Consider the following 16,503-nt stretch of genomic DNA (forward strand, 5'->3'; position numbering starts at 1 on the left):
ACAATTAATTTATTGCTTGGGATGGAGGTGTGGGGCTACAGCCTCCTTAGCGTCCTGCTCTTCTGCACCGCCATTGTGGGCATGCTGGTCATCGACTTGTACGCCCACCGTGGCGACAAGGCAGTGACGTTCAAGAATGCAGCCTTGTGGAGCGTGGTGTGGGTTTCAATCTCGCTCCTCTTCGCATGGCACATCTTGCTTACACGCGGAGGTGAGGACGCCTCGCTCTTCATGGCGGGGTACCTGCTCGAGCAGTCACTCGCCGTCGACAACCTCTTCGTCTTCATGGCGGTCTTCGCAAGCTTCGGCATCATTGGCGGTCTGCAACACCGTATTCTCTACTACGGCATTCTCGGCGCCATTGTCTTGCGGCTCCTCTTCATCGGTGCGGGTACTTCGCTCCTGGTTGCGGGCGATTTCTTCGCCGCGGGCGAGTGGGTGCTCGTCGGCTTTGGCGCGATCGTCCTCTGGTCTGCATGGAAGATGCTCCAGGGGATGCGCGAGAAGGATGACACCGACGAGATCGAGGACTACTCGAACCACTGGTCCATTCGCGGCGTCAAGCGCTTCATCCCGGTGTGGCCGCGGCTTGTGGGGCACAACTTCTTCACGTGGCAGAACGGCATGCTCTATGCCACACCGCTTCTCCTGTGCTTGGTCTGCATCGAGTTCTCGGATGTGATGTTCGCATTCGACTCGGTCCCGGCGGTCATCGCGGTGACACAGGACCCGTTCCTGATCTACACCTCGAACATCTTTGCCGTCTTGGGGCTTCGGTCCATGTACTTCCTCCTCGCGGCAGCGAAGCGATTCCTCTGCCACCTCGAGAAGGCGGTCATCGCGATCTTGGCCTTCATCGGTTTCAAGATGTTGATTCCGCTCTTCGACTTGGTCTCCGTACCCATTACCGGACAGCCGTTCCTCGACCTCTTCGGGATCGAGCACATCTCTGCGATGGCAAGCCTCGCCGTCGTCGGGACACTGCTCGCGACTGGCATTCTCGCTTCAGTCGTCTTCCCCGAACGCGAAGGTGACGAGGCAAAGGCCTAATTTCATAGTGATGCACCCGTCGCGCAAGCGGCGGGTTTTTTGTTTTTCACCCGCACAAATCGAGTCTTTTGACGAGATTTTGCGGCGTGTGAAAAACAAACCCCGTACCAATTTTGCCCCGGGAGCCATGCGATGCGCGTGCGCCGAATAGGCGCACCCCTCATTGGGCGAAGCGCATCGCCGCCTGGATATTTGGAAGACACATAGCATGACTCACACCTCATTTGTGCAGAGCAAAATTGGTATCGGGGTAGTTAATTTGCACCAAACATCCAAGCGACCGAATTATTGACATAGACGCGTAATAATGCTAGCGTGTTTTTGGCAACACAGGCCCGAAAAGGCTTGAGATGTTGTCTGACAACCAACACACGAGGCACAACCAATGGATCTCGCACGCAAGGGCGCGGAAGCGCCAGTCGACCCCTTCAAGTCGCTCGCTGTCACCATGAGATGGACGGCCGCAACCGACCTCGACCTCGCGGTGCTCGCCGAGCCCAAGGGCGGCGGCGCGCCGAAGATGTTCTACTTCGGCAACATCAACAAGGATGACGGCCAAGGCGTCGTCCAGGCGCTCGATGCGCCGCCCTATATCAAGCTGTCGGGCGACGCCGGCGTCGGCGACACCAAGGCCGCGGACGGCAAGGGCAACTGCGAAGAGCTCAAGATCACGAGTCTCGCTCCGTGGGGCAAGCTCCACATCATGACGTGGGACTACGGCGCCATCGGCAAGGGCGAGGGCGCTCGCTTCCAGTCGAGCGGCGTGACGCTCGAAGTCAAGGACGACAAGGGCACCGCCCACAAGGTGGCGCTCTCGCTCGTCGGCGATGGCCTCGCCGTCAAGGAGAACGTGTGCGTCATCGCGACGATCGACAACACGGGCGCCTATCCGAGGCTCGTGAACTCGAGCGCGGCGGCCCTCTTCGGCGGCGCGAGCGGCAAGAAGCTGAACGTGAACGATCTCACCGCTCTCGTTCGTTCGGCGGCCTAGACTTCCACCCAGGCAAAGGCGGGAACGGCATCGTGCCGTTCCCGCCACGGCCCAACCAAGGAGGACCGATGGATCTCGCGACGAAGGACAGGGAACTTCAGGCGAAGGACCCGGCAATGTTCGATCTGGTGAAGAAGCTCGATCCGCATTTGGAGCGGCATGGCCTCGTGGGCCACGTCGCCCGGGTGGCACTCGTGCTCGACGTCAGTCGTTCGATGGAACGCCTCTATCAGAGAGGATTAATCCAAGGACTTGTCGATCGTTTCCTCCCGCTCGGTCACCGCTTCGATGACAACGGGGCAATCGACGTCTTCACTTTTGGCATCAAGGCCCACGACATCGGCGAGGTTTCAACAAGTGACCACAATGGGTTTGTCGCGCGCCATATCAACGTAAACGATCTGGAGGGTGGCACACAATACGCGCAGGCCATCCGGGCAGTGCGTCGTCACTACTTCAACTACGACGACTCTCGGCGTGCTCCGCATACCGACGGTGGTCCGCCGATCTATGTCGCATTTGTGACCGACGGTGAGACGTACGACGAATCGGAGACCGTTGATCAGGTTCGGTCTGCGTCGCATGAGCCGATCTTCTGGCAGTTCATTGCTCTTGGCGCAGACTATGTGCCGGGACAGATGACCACCGGAAAAGGTCTCTTTGGTGGGTCGAAGCAAGTCCCCGTGCAGCCTCCAGAGCAATTCCGCTTCCTGGCAGAGCTCGACACACGTGTGCGTGGTCGGTTCGTGGACAACGCAGGCCTCTTCGCAATTCGGTCGCCAGCACCCGAAGACATCTCGGACGAAGAGCTCTTCGCGCGCCTAATGAGTGAGTATCCCCAATGGCTGGAGCGTCCGGAAGTCAAACTGCACCTTTTGATGAAGTAATAGGAAGCAGACGCCGCATTCCCCTCGGGAATCGGCGTTTTTTTATTTTCTCACCACGCTATGTGGAAGGACTGGACAAGTTTATATAAGTATGCTAAAAGATATTTAGTAACCGCTTCAGGACGAGGAGAACGAACATGCTGTGGTTGATCATTGCGTTGGGTTGGCTCGTTGTCGGCCTTTGGACCGCCATCTTTTTCCACAAGAGAATTCCTTGGCATCTCAAGGTTTTGGCCGTTGCATTTTGGCCCATGGCACTCGTCTTGATTGGTCTCCTCTCCCCAGGGGAAAAGAAGGCCTCCTAATTTTTTACCACACCCGTCCTTTCGACGGGTTTTTACATGGCAGAAATTAGGGACACTAAAAAACTCCCACAGGGGGAGTGCTTACATGATATTGTTTTCTGCGCGTATTACCGAGGAGGGTTGGGGCCGAGGACTTCTTCTGCTGGTCTCTCCCAACCTATGGTGTCGAGAGAAATTGCTCCTGGCGCGTGCCGTGCCAACTCACTTCCGGCAAAGGCAAGCCAGAGCAACGCGTCGGCGACGTCCTTGCCGTTACGAGCGGCGCGGCGAAGGTCGTAAAGGCTCTGTTCCCAGTCTCCGATTTCTTTTTCATACGTCTTTCCATCCAGCACGACAGTAACTTTGCCGACGACTTTGTAAGGTTTTCCATCAAGCGGTATGACGACCTTTTCTACGAATGGTTCTGTGGTCGCTGGCTTATTCATTGTGATTTCACTCACGGAATCTTCCGTACTTATATCACGGCGATTGTCGTGGAGCAACGCCGCTTGAATAGGGAGTCTTTTTGCGATATTCTCAAAAGGCGCGTAAGCACTTTTTCTTTGCGGGATCGTCTAATGGTAGGACATCGCCCTCTGGAGGCGAGTATCTTGGTTCGAGTCCAAGTCCCGCAGTTCGAAGAGAGCAAGAACTGGTCAGCTTCAAAAATTATGTCACTAGAGAAACCACAACAAGAACCTAAAAACCCGCTTACGTCAGAACACTTGAAAGAAGGCGTGCGCCCAATCATTGCTGCAGTTGGTACCAGAGAACAATTTGAAAATCACCCCGGTGCCGGAAGGGACCTTTTCAATGCTACCTTGAGGGCCTTGGGGAACACCCCAACAAGAAATGTAAATTATTACGGAAACCCAGCAGAGTTAACAAGCGAAAGCTTTAAAAATGCTGGGATGCATTCCTATGTGATATCCACCATAGACAATGCCAACAAGTTTTCTGAAGGATACGCGGATTGTACTGGCCTGGTTGTTGCCGGACAGGACAAAGAAACGGGCGAGAATGTATCATTTTTGAGTCACCAAGATCCTTCTTATTTTTTGACACTTGTGGGACTTGAAGCTAATTTTAAAAGAGATTTAAAAGAACGCCTCGAGGAGTTTAAAAGGAGGTGTAAAGAAGGAACTATTGATGCGGTGATTGTCGGTGGGAATTATTTTATAGATAAGTTTCCCGAGCACGATCATGAGTACCGAGCGAAGTACTTGCAATCAATCAATCTCCTGAAGGGTGAGGTGTCTCAAGTTTTTGGGTTTGAACCCGTAGTGATGACGGGCCCCAAAATAGTGTCAGGCAAAGACAATATTTTTTACGACAATGAGCGCCGGAGATTATATGTCGTGAGGCCCGAGGTCGGTGATGCCTCTACTGAAAGTTTTGCGCCAGGAACGGTAAAAGAACAGGAGAAGAAATGGGGACAGCAAATGTAGATATCCTCTTCTCTTGCGGCAGTGCGTTGCTATACTATAGGTATGTCACTTATAGACCTCGATGCGTTTAGTCTCGATGCGCACAAGAAGAAAAGCCTACTCCACTATTACGGAGACAACGTGCGCACGGTGTTTTTAATCGGAAGCGCTACCGTGCTGTTGTCTCTCCCGATTTTTGCGCGCGTCATTGCGGACTCAATCATTTACCCCGTAACAGCAATCGCAGTGTTTGTTATCGCCGCGGGCCTTGCGAATCCAGCCCAACGATGGACGATGGTCCTGAATACAATAGTTGCGGCTGGAGCCGTCGCATTCTTTGAATACCAAGCACTTTTGGTCTCAGGCCTCCCAGCCACCACAGACTGGCAACAGAGCTTCTTGTTTTTCGAAAACCACGCGCTCGCGCTGTTGTTTCTTGTCGCGCTCTACTACAGCATCAAGACGACGCGCGGACGATTGCTCAAGAAGAATGTTACTGACCAAGAATGAGCGGCAAGAAACCGAATCAGCACAGTAGCAGAAAAGACACCTTAGCCCGAAGGGTGTTTTTTGTTTGCCGTAGTATATACTTACTGTTATGAACAAAGTACTTGTGTGGATAGTGGCCGCCCTCGCCGTGATCGCGGGTGGTTTTTGGGTCTTGAACGCATATATCTATGATGAGAAACAAGTTGTTGCCGCAGCCAATTACAAAGATGCGGAGTATGTCATTGAAGGTGAGCGCGTGACACTCAAGGATGGCGTTTCGGAAACCGATATTGAGATAGGCTCGGCTTCGGCGACGGTTACTACCAAGTACTTTGGCAATGAATTAAAAACCGATCTGGACGGAGATGGCCGCGAGGATGTCGTATTCCTCCTTACACAGAATCGTAGCGGCTCCGGCACCTTCTTTTACGTCGTTGCCGCGCGCAACACCGAAGAGGGGTACGTCGGCTCTGATGGGTATTTCCTAGGGGACAGGATAGCCCCCCAGACTACTGAAGTGAGTCGGAATCCACGACATAAGTACGTCATTGTCGTAAATTACGCGGATCGTGCAGCTGGGGAACCAATGACCGCCCGACCTTCTCTAGGTAAGAGTGCTTACATCAAACTCGACCCAGTATCTATGCAATGGGGCATCGTGGAGCCAAACTTCGAAGGTGAGTCTCGATAGGCAATCCTAAAGAACCTTAAGCGCGCCCAGTCCACATCCGCGCTTCCTCCTTGAGCGAACGGTGTATTTCCACCATTGATCCAAGCCACGACGTGGTGTGGTAGCGCAGGCCGTGCTTTACGCAAAACTCCCGCACTATTGTTTGTGCTTCCCCGTAGTTGAAGCGCGGCATTGTCGGGAACAAATGATGTTCGATTTGAAAGTTTAGTCCGCCAAATACATACGATGCAAGCCATGATGAGTGTAGGTTGCGCGTTAGCGTGATCTGGTGCGCCCAATTGAATGTCTCGTCTTCGTCGAGCATCGCTTCCCCTTTGTGATTGGGTGCAAAAACTACCCCGAGATATGCGCCGATAATGACAAACGCGGTAGTGAGGAAGAGGAGTGCGATGGGAAGCGGTAGGAAATAGAATGGTAGTCCTATTGTTATGATAAAGTGCGCGGCCATTAACAGAAGCTCGATGATGGATCGAATTGTCATGTTGCTGAAGATAAACTTCATACTGTAGGCGATGTTGTAGGGGTATACAAATGCGAGTGCGGGCCAAAACATGATGTGTTGGTAGGGGAATACCCATTTTTTGTAAAAAGGAGAGCGTCGTGCCGCTTGTGCCCCAGAAAAGACAAACGGGATCTCCAGATCGGGGTCATGGCCAATGTGATTTGGATTTTTGTGGTGAGCGTTGTGCTTAGAAAACCACCGACTTTCGCTCAGTCCGCCCAAGAGCCCCCATGCAAGCATCCCCCAGAAACGATTTCTCTTGTTGGATGTGAACACTTCCTCGTGTGAGAGATCGTGCCCAATCATACCAATTTGCACAGAAAAAAAGGAAAACACGAGAGCGTTCACTATTTGGAATACTGCATTGTCGCTCGCTGTAAGAGCGAACAAGCTCGCCCCGACGCCGAGAATACTGACTCCGCCCGTCAGAGCATAGTGCCAGTAGGTCCGTTTAAACAGACCCCGTTCAGTAACCTCCACAAGGAGCGACTGGTAGAGTTCTATAGGAAGAGCCATTTTGTGAGCAGGGGTCGACGGATCGCCTGTTTTAAGGGCTTTTTCACTCATTGCCCGTATTCTACCGCAATCATTAGTATATAAAAACACCGTCATGGGACGGCGCTTACGTTTAGGTCACATCAGGTGTGACGGTTTCGACTAGGCGAAGCAAGTCGTCGTTTGAATACTTCGGGCGTTCAATAGTTTGCCAGCCAGTATCCCAGACAGGATTCTCTGCAGGACGTACCATACGGAGCCAGTTTGCGCGCGGTGCGAGTTCTCCAGTGAAGGGGTTTCTGCGAGTGTAATGTAGTACCTGGCAGTTTTTGATCCTATCATCAGGATCTTTTGAAAGATGGAGATCCCTAAAACGCTGTTGGGAAATTCGCTCGATTCTGACGCGAATAGCCCACGTTGTTTCGCCGTGACAAGCCATGAGCACACTCATGTCTCGGCATTCACGATCAAGTGTGTCCAAGACGCGGTCAACGTGCAAACATTTTTCTGCAAGCGATTGCCCATTAGGGGGTCTCCAAAAGAATGGTTCTTGCTCCTTCATACGGAGCGCCTCACCGAACTTTGCTTGTCGCTCGTCCTCCGGGAGAGCGTGAATATCGCCCCAGTCACGTTCAGTTAGATACATGTCGCAATGCCACCGAGCGTTCGGGAGTTGGAAAAGGCCACCTGTTTCCATTGCACGGAGGTAATCTGACGTATAGCAACGATCAAATCCCCAACCTCTCCACCGCTGTATCTCATTTCCGTAAAATTCTTTGCGGAGCCATTCCCCCGTGACACGCGCTTGCTCTTTCCCTCGATCTGTCAGTCGAAAGCTCGCAGTGTGGCGTCCCCGTAGCTTATTTGCCGCTTCATTGTCACCCTTTTTCGAGCGGCGTTTTGCTGCATTGCTTTCAGACTCGGCATGTCGAATAACGACGAGATTCACTGGCAACATATCCATTTCTCCTTCCTCTACCCCGATTGAACTATAAAGGAGATAGAAAGGTCAAGTGTGGTATACTTCAGCCATGAAAAAGCAGGTCGTTTTTATCCACGGCGGGGACGCATTTAGTTCCTACGAGAAATATCTTGAGGCGCTTCGCAGTGCCGAGTATGACCCCGTCGTGTACGGGCAGAAGCGTTGGAAACATACGCTTGCCGAACGACTGGGTCCGGATTTTGAAGTATTGGCTCCCGCAATGCCATGCAAGGATAACGCAAAGTATGTTGAGTGGAAGATTTGGTTTGAGAAAGTACTTCCGTATATCCACGATGGGGTCATCCTCATCGGGCACTCGTTAGGGGGACTCTTCCTTGCGAAATATCTTTCAGAAAACGAGTTTCCAAAAGAAGTGCGCGCGACATTTCTTGTTGGCGCGGTGTACGACGAAGACAGCGACACGCACTCGGTAGGGGACTTCGAGCTTCCGGCATCACTTGAGCATTTTGCAAAACATGGTGGCGACATTTTCCTCTACCACAGTGAAGATGACTTCGTCGTGCCTGTCTCTGCGATTGAGAAGTATGGCAAAGCGCTTCCAGACGCTGAGGAGCATATCTTTATCGACCGCGGTCATTTTCTCCAAGAAGAATTTCCCGAGCTCATCGAGAAAATCAAAAGTCTCTCCTAAAAGTATTCTCGTATTCTCGGGAATATGAGAATACTTTTATTATTTCTTGTTGTTTGACATGTCCTGATAAAGTGTATATAATACACTAACATGATAAATACGCAGGGGAAAAAATACGGTGTTTTCGTGGGGCGCATAAGCCCTCTTCACCACGGTCATGCGCAAGCCATAGAGGCGATGCTCCAAGACTTTGGGCATGAATGTTCAACTATTGTTATTGGAAGCACCAATGCTCCGATCGCCGAAAAGACCCCTTTTACCTTTGATGAGCGGAAGAGCTTTTGCGAGGCGATCTTTCCCGAGGTACGCGTGCTTGGATTGCCCGACTTCCACAATAATGAAGCGTGGCTTGCTGCTCTCGATCGGCTCCTAGAAGAACAGGGCATAGACCCCAGCTCAACCGTTTTTTATGGAGGGTCAGGACCAGATATCGCTTTTTTCGAGGCTGATGGGAGAAGTGTGGAGATCGTAGACAGATATGGCGACTCCTCACTTTCTATCTCTGCTACCGACATACGCCAGTTTTTGCGCAGAAAAGAATATGAGAAACTTGATGGACGTGTCGACCCAAGAATTAGAGAACAGGTAATAGAACTTTTTGAAAAGCGTCGACACGAAATCTATGGGAAATAAAACGTACAAAAAATATGATTTTGCTGTGATCGCGACTGATGTGGCGCTTTTCACCGTACGTGACAATCTTCTTCAGGTGCTTCTTATTAAGATGAAAAAAGAGCCATACACAGGCAAATGGGCAATGCCCGGCGGCTTGGTGAAGCCGGACGAATCAGTAGACAGCGCTGCTGAACGTGTTTTGCAAGAAAAAGGCGGCATACAGAACGTCTACCTGGAGCAACTGCACACCTTTGGTCGTGTTGATCGTGACCCCTTTGGCCGCGTGGTGTCTGTGGCATACACCGCTCTTGTGCCAAGCGCGAAGCTTTCGCTAAAAACGACGGAAGAATATTCAAACATCGCGTGGTTTCCCGTGAAGAGCGCCCCAGTGCTTGCATATGACCACAAAGAAGTACTTGCGACTGCAGTCGAACGGCTTCGAGCGAAGCTCGGGTATACAACTATTGCACAAAACCTTTTGCCGAAGGAGTTTACGTTAAGCGAACTCCAAAACATATACGAAGTGGTTTTAGGAAAGAAACTCGATAAGCGTAACTTTAGGAAGAAGATACTTGCCGTTGGACTCGTGAAGAGCACAGGAAAAGAGAGGAGGGGAGGGGCAAACCGCCCTGCGGAGCTCTATACGTTTCAAGCGAAGCAGTTGAAAACGGTTGAGATTCTCTAGCCACCCTTGACTTCAATGTAAAAGTGTCCCACAATCAGGCAAGAAACTTGTATTATTTTTTTGAACATGGTAAGTGTAACTTATACACAAACTAATCAGTTAGATAAGAAGTGCGGACGATTGAGCCAGTGAAGCATTGTCTCAATCGCCCGGACTGCTTAAGGCGTCCGGTCGTGAGGTAGCTCACGAGCCCATTCACACACAACCTAGGGAGACCTCCCATGGCGGACAAGGCACTCATACTTGTCGATGTGCAGAACGATTTTTGCCCAGGTGGCTCACTTGCTGTTCCTCGTGGCGATGAAGTGGTTCCGCCGCTCAATCGCATGATTATGTTCGCGGTTGCGCAGGGTTGGGATATCGTCGCCTCCCGCGATTGGCATCCGAGGCAGACCAAGCACTTTGCGGAGTTTGGCGGCATCTGGCCGGTACACTGCGTGCAGGGAACACCTGGTGCTGAATTCCATTCTGGTCTACACCTGTCCATGAGCTACTCGCAGTTCCAAGTTGTTTCCAAGGGACTTGGTGATGCGGACGATTATTCTGCCTTTGACAGCGGCATGAAGCCAGAAGCGAAGCATCTCTACGTTGGCGGACTAGCCACTGACTATTGTGTTCTCGCTACGGTGAGAAGGGCGCTCGAGCTCGGGTATGAAGTGACCTTGCTCACTGATGCGTCTCGGGCTGTGGACCTGAAGCCCGGTGATGGTGAGCGTGCTATTGCGGAGATGCAGGCTGCCGGAGCCGTGCTCGCGACTACCGAAGAAGTGATGGCTTGATCTTTGAAGAGCGTAATTTCGTGGAGGATTTCTTCCTCCACTTTTCTATAGAGCACCCGAATCATCGGATGTCCTTAGAGAAAGATTTTGGCAGAAAGTGTTAGTTGACTACGCGGACTTTTTGTGGTAGTTTTCTACGCAGTCAACTGTCTCTTTTGAGACAGTAAGGCAAGCACTTCACACAACCCAAAGAGAAGGGGCGAGCATGAACCTACGGCTCGAATATTTTGAGACAGCGGATCAGGAACTTGCTCTTCGGCGTGAGTCACTGGCGGACATCGATTTTTACAAATACACGATGGGCCAGTGGATCCTTGAAAATGGCCTCGGCGGGACCGAAGTAACGTTTGAGCTTATTGTCCGCGATCCCAATATCAAGCTTGCCCAAGTCATTCCCGAAAACGAGCTCCGTGAAGCTCTTGATCGCAAACGTGATCTTCGGCACTTGCCCGTTGAGATCAAGTTTCTCCGCGACATGCAGGCAGATGGCAAAAACGTTTTTGGGGAGAGATATCTCCAATTCCTTGAACGGTTCCAGCTCCCACCCTATGAGCTAAAGAGGGAAGGAGATCAGTATCACCTCACTTTCACCGGCAAGTGGATTGAGGTCACCATGTGGGAAACGATTGCGCTCGCAGTTATCTCTGAGCTTTACTACACAAAGTTGGGAGAGGGGCATCTCACTACCGATGAATATGTGGCGATGCTCAAGAAAGCGAGCGACAAGTTGTATCGGAAATTAGACAGGATTGCACAGTACCCAGGCATACGCTTCAGTGATTTTTGCCAGCGTCGTCGGAATAGCTTTATGTGGCAGAAGTTTGCAGTGGGAGTCGCGAAAAGCGCTCTCCCGAAGCAGTTTATCGGGACTTCAAACACCTGGATGGCGATGCATCATAACGTTCCAGTAGTGGGAACCATGGCTCACGAAATATTCATGGTGCTTGCTGCTCTCGCGCGCTCTGGCGGAGACCTCCGCGACTCACAATACCGAGTATTGGCGCGTTGGATGGAACTTTATGGACCCAAATTCCGCGTATTCCTGGCGGACACGTATAGAACACCTGAATTTTTGAAGCACGCCCCAGCTTGGATTGCCCACCATTATAGCGGCATGCGCCTCGATTCGGGTAATCTGGCACACAATGGGCATCTCTATATCGATTGGCTTAAGGGGCATGGAGTCGACCCTATGGAGCGATTTGTTGTTCCCTCTGACGGCCTCGATGACGAGGACATGATTCGACTGCACCTGGAGTTTCAGGACAAAATAGACCACTTCTTTGGCTGGGGCACGCTTTTCGGAAACGATTTTCGTGATTGCGCACCGCCGTCACTCATCGGGTTCAGACCGTTCTCGGTGGTCTGCAAGGTGACCAGAGTTGCTGGTAGGCATGCAGTCAAACTCTCCGACAATAGGGGCAAGGAGACAGGCCCCAAGATAGAGGTCGACCGTTACAAAGGGACTTTCGGTATCCAGGACGTAAATACACAACCGATTGTGTGAAGATTCAAATCAAAATCGGGGAAGCCAAGTGTTTCCCCATCTTATAGAGTACCCGAAGCGATTCGGATGCTCTTAAAGATTCGCACCTCTCACAACCAAAAGGGCGCGCTATGCGACTCATCAAAATCGGCATCGGAAACATAAATACCACCGTAGGAGCGTTCGTGTCGAATACCGACCTGCTCCTACAAAGGGGGAGGGAGATGGCAGAGGCGGAATGCACCGTCGGGTGCTTCCAGGAGCTCTCCATCGGTGGTTATCCGGCCGAGGATTTGGTGCAGTGGCGGCATTTTGTCTCTGGACAATGGGAAGCCCTCAATAGATTTGCCAAAGCAACGACGAGTTTTGGTTTGGGGTTTCCCACCGTGTTCGTCATCGGCGTGGTTGTCTCTTTCGAGGGGCAGCTCTACAACGCTGCGGCAGTCGTTTCCCGCGGGAAGATATGGGGCATTGTCCCGAAAGAAAAGCTTCCCACCTATGGGGTGTTCTACGAGGGCAGAGTGTTTGCACCGGGGACACCGCATCTTTCGGGCAAAGTCGACTGGATTCCTTTTGGCGACCTCATCTTCAAAACCTCCTTTGGCACATTTGCCGTCGAGGTGTGCGAGGATATGTGGTCTCCTGATGGCCCCATGCGTCGGCGTTCGATGTCGGGCGCAGAGCTTGTCGTCAATATTTCCGCATCCCCGTTTCGCGTTGGTGTACTCGAAACACGCCGCGAGATGATCGCGACGCGTGCCGCGGACAACCAAGTGACCGTGGTGTATGCGAACCACATTGGCGGCAACGACGCGCTTGTCTTTGACGGTGGTGGTTTTGTAAACCAAAACGGGACTATGCTCTGCGAGGTGCCGCGATGGAAAGAGGGGGTTACGACCCAGGTTGTTGACCTCGACAGGACAGCACGTCTACGCACCGAGAATACGACATGGCGCACTGACCGAGAGCACTACTTCAAGACGAATCAGAGGGTCAAAGAAGTAGAGATCCTCGGTGCTCCGCAGCCGAACCAACCTTTGTACCAGTATCCTGTACCCAAAAGCAAGAATTTCTTCATCCCTGATTTTGATTCGGAAAATCGTCGCGAAAGACATTTCGAAGATTTGATCCAGGCGATGATCATGGGTCTCGATTATTTCGACAAGACGAAGGCGTTTCAGAGGATTGGCATTGCGCTCTCCGGTGGCAAGGATTCTGCGTTGACGCTCATCATCGCATGGCTCTATGCCCTTAAGAAATTTGGTGGCGACAGAGAACGTGCACGCGCGTTCATTCACTGTTTTAGCATGCCCACACGGTTTAATTCGGAGGGCACGAAGACGATCGCCTCTGAACTTGCGCGAGAGCTCGATGTGACATTCAAGGAAGTTTCCATTGCCGAAGCATTTGAGCGCGAGTGTGAGGCGGCAAAGGCGATGCTTGCTGAAGGAGAGGAACTCTCTCCCACAACAATCCAAAACATCCAGGCAAGAATTCGTGCCACGAGGATGTGGAATTGGGCAAACAGTGTAGGCGGTCTCTTTCTTCAGACGGGGAATATGTCAGAGAAGGCGGTCGGGTACACCACGATTGGAGGGGATCTTTCGGGTGGGTATTCTCTCATCGGGAACCTCCCAAAGACGGTGGTCATCGAACTTCTTCGCTATATGAAAGAGAGCTTCGGTCTCGTCTCGCTCGGAGCACTCCTTGAGACGAAGGCCTCTGCCGAGCTTGCTCCTAATCAATTCGACGAAGATGATTTGATGCCATTCCCAGTTCTCGATGCGTGTTTCGCGCTCTTTGCGGGGGAAAAGCTTTCACCGAAAGAGCTTTATCTCGTACTTCGCTCCATGTGGAGTGATGAAGAGTTGGAGGCGATGGCTCCGCGCTACAAAGAGGGCATGCTTAAGGAGTGGGTCAAGCGGTTTGTAAAGCTCTTTAGCCAGTCGATCTTCAAGTGGGTGCAAGCACCACAGGCGGTGCACCTTGGCACGCTTGACCTCGATCGCGAACGTGCGCTCCAGCTCCCCGTAGTGCATTCAAACGAATGGCTCGAGGAGTCGCTTAAAGAGATTGATGTTCTTTTGTAAATTGTGTGTGGCGGTCGCGCTTGTGCGCACCGCCACTTTTTGTTATAGTGGGACATGCTTAATACAACAACCTTGAGCATCGCGGGTTTTGTCGCCGTTGTCTTTGTTGCCGCAGGGTTTCTCTTCTTTTCTCAAGAAAAGACCCCCGGAAACGAAGCGACACCCGTCACTATTGCTCCTATGACTACAAACGTTATCATGAAGACAAATAAAGGCGAGATTGAACTCGAGCTTTTGAGCGATCTTGCTCCCAAGACCGTCGAGAACTTTCTTACGCTTGCGAAAAGCGGCTTTTACAATGGAGTGAAATTCCACCGCGTCATACAGGGCTTCATGATCCAAGGGGGAGACCCTCTTTCCAAGGATGATGCACAAAAAGGTGGGTGGGGAACTGGTGGCCCGGGCTATGCGTTTGAGGACGAGATCCATGCCGAGAACAAGAATCTCACGGGTACAATCGCTATGGCCAATGCTGGTCCAAATACGAACGGTAGCCAATTTTTCATCAACACGGCTGACAATGTCTTTCTTAACGACAAGCACACTGTTTTTGGTAAAGTAGTTAGGGGTCTTGATGTGGTGCGCCTCATCGAAGATACCCCGACTGATGGAAACGATCGACCAGTTTCGAGCGTCGTAATTGAAGGCATCATCGTGAAATAACCCTGGCTATATCCCTTGAACTCAAGAAAAAATTACTGCTGTACGGCAGTAATTTTTTTAAATGTTTGCACGAAGGGGAAGTGCGTGGTGTGGAAAACGTAGGCGAGACAAGGTGCTATACTAATTACATATACTAATTACTAACAAGTAATCATTACTTATGCAGCTTTCCCCAGTAGATATTTTTGCAACAGTGTTCGCTGTGCTCGTGTTGGTCAAGCTCGTGGTTGTGCTCATCGACGCAAAGGCGTGGATGAAATATGTCGCAGACCCGATTTACAAAAACCCCAATATCGCGATGGGTGTGTATCTCGCCCTCCTCGCGCTTGCCGCCTATTACCTCCGACCGATTATTTCGGCCGCAGAGTTTGGGTCAGTCTTGTTTATTGCTGCGTTTCTCTTTGGTATTGCATTTCTCCCGTATGCGAAAGAGACACTCAAATTTCGTGATGCCATTATAGCAAAAGGGCTTGGCAAGGCGTGGTTCCCAGTGCTTCTCTGGGCACTCCTCGCGGTGGCTGTTCTCTACGGCGTGTACAATTAGTTTGAGGGTTAGTATACGGTTTGACCACATTTGAAAAATGCGGCGTACTGTTCTAGTATGCTTTGTATAGTATGAGACGTCGACGCGTTCCCAGGAAAACGAGTTTGCTCCTCGCCCGTGTAGTAGTCGGGGCGACTTTTGCGTTACATGCTGGGATCATCATTCCAGCCCCTGTTCTACCTGCCCAAATGGTGGCAATGGAGAGCGGAAGGATGTCGCTCTACGTACCCCCCTTTCTTTCGTATGAAGATGTCTTCGGAGCGAGGGTCGCCCCTAAGGTGGTGGCTGCTACGCAAGAAGAGAGTGAGGACGCTTCAGAAACGGTTTCAAAAAAGACACCAGAAAAGCCCTCTGTCGTCGCCGAGAAACCAAAGCCAAAGGTCGTCCCTCTTGTGAATCTTGCGGCGCCGCAGGCAATAGAGGTGGTAGCCCCACCTCCGCCGCAAGCAGTAGCTCTTCCAACGGATGAAAACGGCCCCGACTTCGTTCTCTCGGCATTTTCGCACTACGGCGCGCCCATTGACGAAGGGCAAGCACCATCCTTGTCAGTCATTGTAACGAACAAGGGAAAAAGTAAAACCGAAGAAAAAATCCGCGTTCAGTTTTTTGTGGACAAGGACAGCAACGGCACGCGCGATGTCGCTTTTTCTGCGCAGGAAAGTCGCCCCTTAGATATAAACGATCAAGAGACGCTCATATGGAAAAACGCGTGGACCCTCGTCTCCGGTACACATCGCCTTGAGGTATGTGCGGATGTGCTTAATCTCGTCGTCGAAATCAACGAAGACAACAACTGCGTCTCGATGATTCTTGAGGTCGGCTCAAAGATGGACAACGCCGATCTTGTCGTCTCTGCGGCCTCGTATGCGCCGACGAATCCAACCCCCGGGATGTCCGTGTCGTTCTTTGCAGAAATTGCGAACCAGGGAAAGAAGACGTCAACAACACAGTATGTTTCTCTCCTGATCAATGGCGTTATAACAGGGAGGACGGGCATTGCTTCGATACCAGTAGGAGGAGAAGGGAAGACGGTTGAATGGAAGACGGTTTGGAAAGCAGTGGCCGGTACCCACACCTATGATATTTGCGCCGACAGCACCAATCGAATCCATGAGCCAAATGAAGACAATAACTGCGCGAAGGGAACGTTCGTTGTAACTCCGTAGGAGAGCTGATATGTAAAATGATATG

19 protein-coding genes and 1 tRNA gene are annotated in these 16,503 nt (G+C 51.6%); 17 read left to right on the forward strand and 3 right to left on the reverse strand.

The features are described 5' to 3' along the window. The first annotated feature begins 21 nt into the window (after positions 1-21). The 4 genes from HY455_01545 to HY455_01560 all read left to right on the forward strand — a co-directional run bounded on the left by HY455_01545 (position 22) and on the right by HY455_01560 (position 3,233). A complete protein-coding gene (locus tag HY455_01545; protein ID MBI4118205.1) occupies positions 22-1,050 on the forward strand; it encodes a TerC/Alx family metal homeostasis membrane protein in 1,029 nt (342 codons plus the stop codon). Positions 1,051-1,435: 385 nt separating this feature from the next. Then, a complete protein-coding gene (locus tag HY455_01550; GenBank protein MBI4118206.1) occupies positions 1,436-2,041 on the forward strand; it encodes a hypothetical protein in 606 nt (201 codons plus the stop codon). Between the two features lie 68 nt (positions 2,042-2,109). Continuing rightward, entirely contained in the window at positions 2,110-2,928 is an 819-nt protein-coding gene (locus tag HY455_01555) for a VWA domain-containing protein (protein ID MBI4118207.1), read from the forward strand. A gap of 137 nt (positions 2,929-3,065) precedes the next feature. Next, on the forward strand, positions 3,066-3,233 hold the full coding sequence (locus HY455_01560) for a hypothetical protein (protein ID MBI4118208.1): 168 nt from the start codon (positions 3,066-3,068) through the stop codon (positions 3,231-3,233). A gap of 107 nt (positions 3,234-3,340) precedes the next feature. Here the strand turns inward: HY455_01560 and HY455_01565 are convergent, their stop codons facing one another. Beyond that, on the reverse strand, positions 3,341-3,658 hold the full coding sequence (locus HY455_01565; GenBank protein MBI4118209.1) for a hypothetical protein: 318 nt from the start codon (positions 3,656-3,658) through the stop codon (positions 3,341-3,343). 118 nt (positions 3,659-3,776) lie between these two features. Between HY455_01565 and HY455_01570 the strand changes: the two genes are divergently transcribed. The 4 genes from HY455_01570 to HY455_01585 all read left to right on the forward strand — a co-directional run bounded on the left by HY455_01570 (position 3,777) and on the right by HY455_01585 (position 5,819). Continuing rightward, positions 3,777-3,847, forward strand: a tRNA-Gln gene (locus tag HY455_01570). Further along, positions 3,824-4,660, forward strand: a complete 837-nt coding sequence (locus HY455_01575; protein MBI4118210.1) for a hypothetical protein — start codon at positions 3,824-3,826, stop codon at positions 4,658-4,660. The genes HY455_01570 and HY455_01575 overlap by 24 nt, the downstream gene beginning before the upstream one ends. 42 nt (positions 4,661-4,702) lie before the next feature. After that, positions 4,703-5,149, forward strand: a complete 447-nt coding sequence (locus HY455_01580; protein ID MBI4118211.1) for a hypothetical protein — start codon at positions 4,703-4,705, stop codon at positions 5,147-5,149. Between the two features lie 88 nt (positions 5,150-5,237). Then, positions 5,238-5,819 carry a hypothetical protein gene (locus HY455_01585; GenBank protein ID MBI4118212.1) on the forward strand — a complete coding sequence of 194 codons (582 nt, stop codon included), beginning with the start codon at positions 5,238-5,240 and terminating at the stop codon, positions 5,817-5,819. A gap of 16 nt (positions 5,820-5,835) precedes the next feature. On the opposite strand, the gene HY455_01590 is transcribed toward HY455_01585, so the two are convergent. Further along, positions 5,836-6,888, reverse strand: coding sequence for an acyl-CoA desaturase (locus HY455_01590; protein ID MBI4118213.1), 1,053 nt, complete (start codon positions 6,886-6,888; stop codon positions 5,836-5,838). Positions 6,889-6,949: 61 nt separating this feature from the next. Next, positions 6,950-7,780: a histidine phosphatase family protein gene (locus HY455_01595; protein ID MBI4118214.1), complete on the reverse strand. Its 831-nt coding sequence runs from the start codon at positions 7,778-7,780 to the stop codon at positions 6,950-6,952. Between the two features lie 67 nt (positions 7,781-7,847). Here HY455_01595 and HY455_01600 point away from each other — a divergent pair, with 67 nt between their 5' ends. The 9 genes from HY455_01600 (at position 7,848) to HY455_01640 (ending at position 16,478) form a co-directional block, all read left to right on the forward strand. Continuing rightward, positions 7,848-8,450, forward strand: a complete 603-nt coding sequence (locus tag HY455_01600; GenBank protein ID MBI4118215.1) for an alpha/beta hydrolase — start codon at positions 7,848-7,850, stop codon at positions 8,448-8,450. Between the two features lie 90 nt (positions 8,451-8,540). Further along, a complete protein-coding gene (locus HY455_01605; protein MBI4118216.1) occupies positions 8,541-9,083 on the forward strand; it encodes a hypothetical protein in 543 nt (180 codons plus the stop codon). Next, on the forward strand, positions 9,073-9,750 hold the full coding sequence (locus tag HY455_01610) for an NUDIX hydrolase (GenBank protein ID MBI4118217.1): 678 nt from the start codon (positions 9,073-9,075) through the stop codon (positions 9,748-9,750). The genes HY455_01605 and HY455_01610 overlap by 11 nt, the downstream gene beginning before the upstream one ends. A 221-nt stretch (positions 9,751-9,971) precedes the next feature. Then, positions 9,972-10,529, forward strand: a complete 558-nt coding sequence (locus HY455_01615; protein ID MBI4118218.1) for an isochorismatase family protein — start codon at positions 9,972-9,974, stop codon at positions 10,527-10,529. 205 nt (positions 10,530-10,734) lie between these two features. Further along, positions 10,735-12,036, forward strand: coding sequence for a nicotinate phosphoribosyltransferase (locus tag HY455_01620; GenBank protein MBI4118219.1), 1,302 nt, complete (start codon positions 10,735-10,737; stop codon positions 12,034-12,036). Positions 12,037-12,146: 110 nt separating this feature from the next. Then, a complete protein-coding gene (nadE, locus tag HY455_01625) occupies positions 12,147-14,105 on the forward strand; it encodes an NAD(+) synthase (GenBank protein ID MBI4118220.1) in 1,959 nt (652 codons plus the stop codon). A 54-nt stretch (positions 14,106-14,159) separates the two neighbouring features. Then, positions 14,160-14,768, forward strand: coding sequence for a peptidylprolyl isomerase (locus HY455_01630; GenBank protein ID MBI4118221.1), 609 nt, complete (start codon positions 14,160-14,162; stop codon positions 14,766-14,768). Positions 14,769-14,928: 160 nt separating this feature from the next. Further along, positions 14,929-15,312 carry a hypothetical protein gene (locus tag HY455_01635; GenBank protein MBI4118222.1) on the forward strand — a complete coding sequence of 128 codons (384 nt, stop codon included), beginning with the start codon at positions 14,929-14,931 and terminating at the stop codon, positions 15,310-15,312. Positions 15,313-15,383: 71 nt separating this feature from the next. After that, positions 15,384-16,478 (forward strand): hypothetical protein, encoded by a 1,095-nt coding sequence (locus tag HY455_01640; protein MBI4118223.1) that lies wholly within the window; start codon positions 15,384-15,386, stop codon positions 16,476-16,478. The last annotated feature ends 25 nt before the right edge of the window (positions 16,479-16,503 follow it).

The organism is Parcubacteria group bacterium (assembly GCA_016204045.1).
Lineage (GTDB): Bacteria > Patescibacteriota > Minisyncoccia > Phycocordibacterales > UBA2135 > JACQLQ01.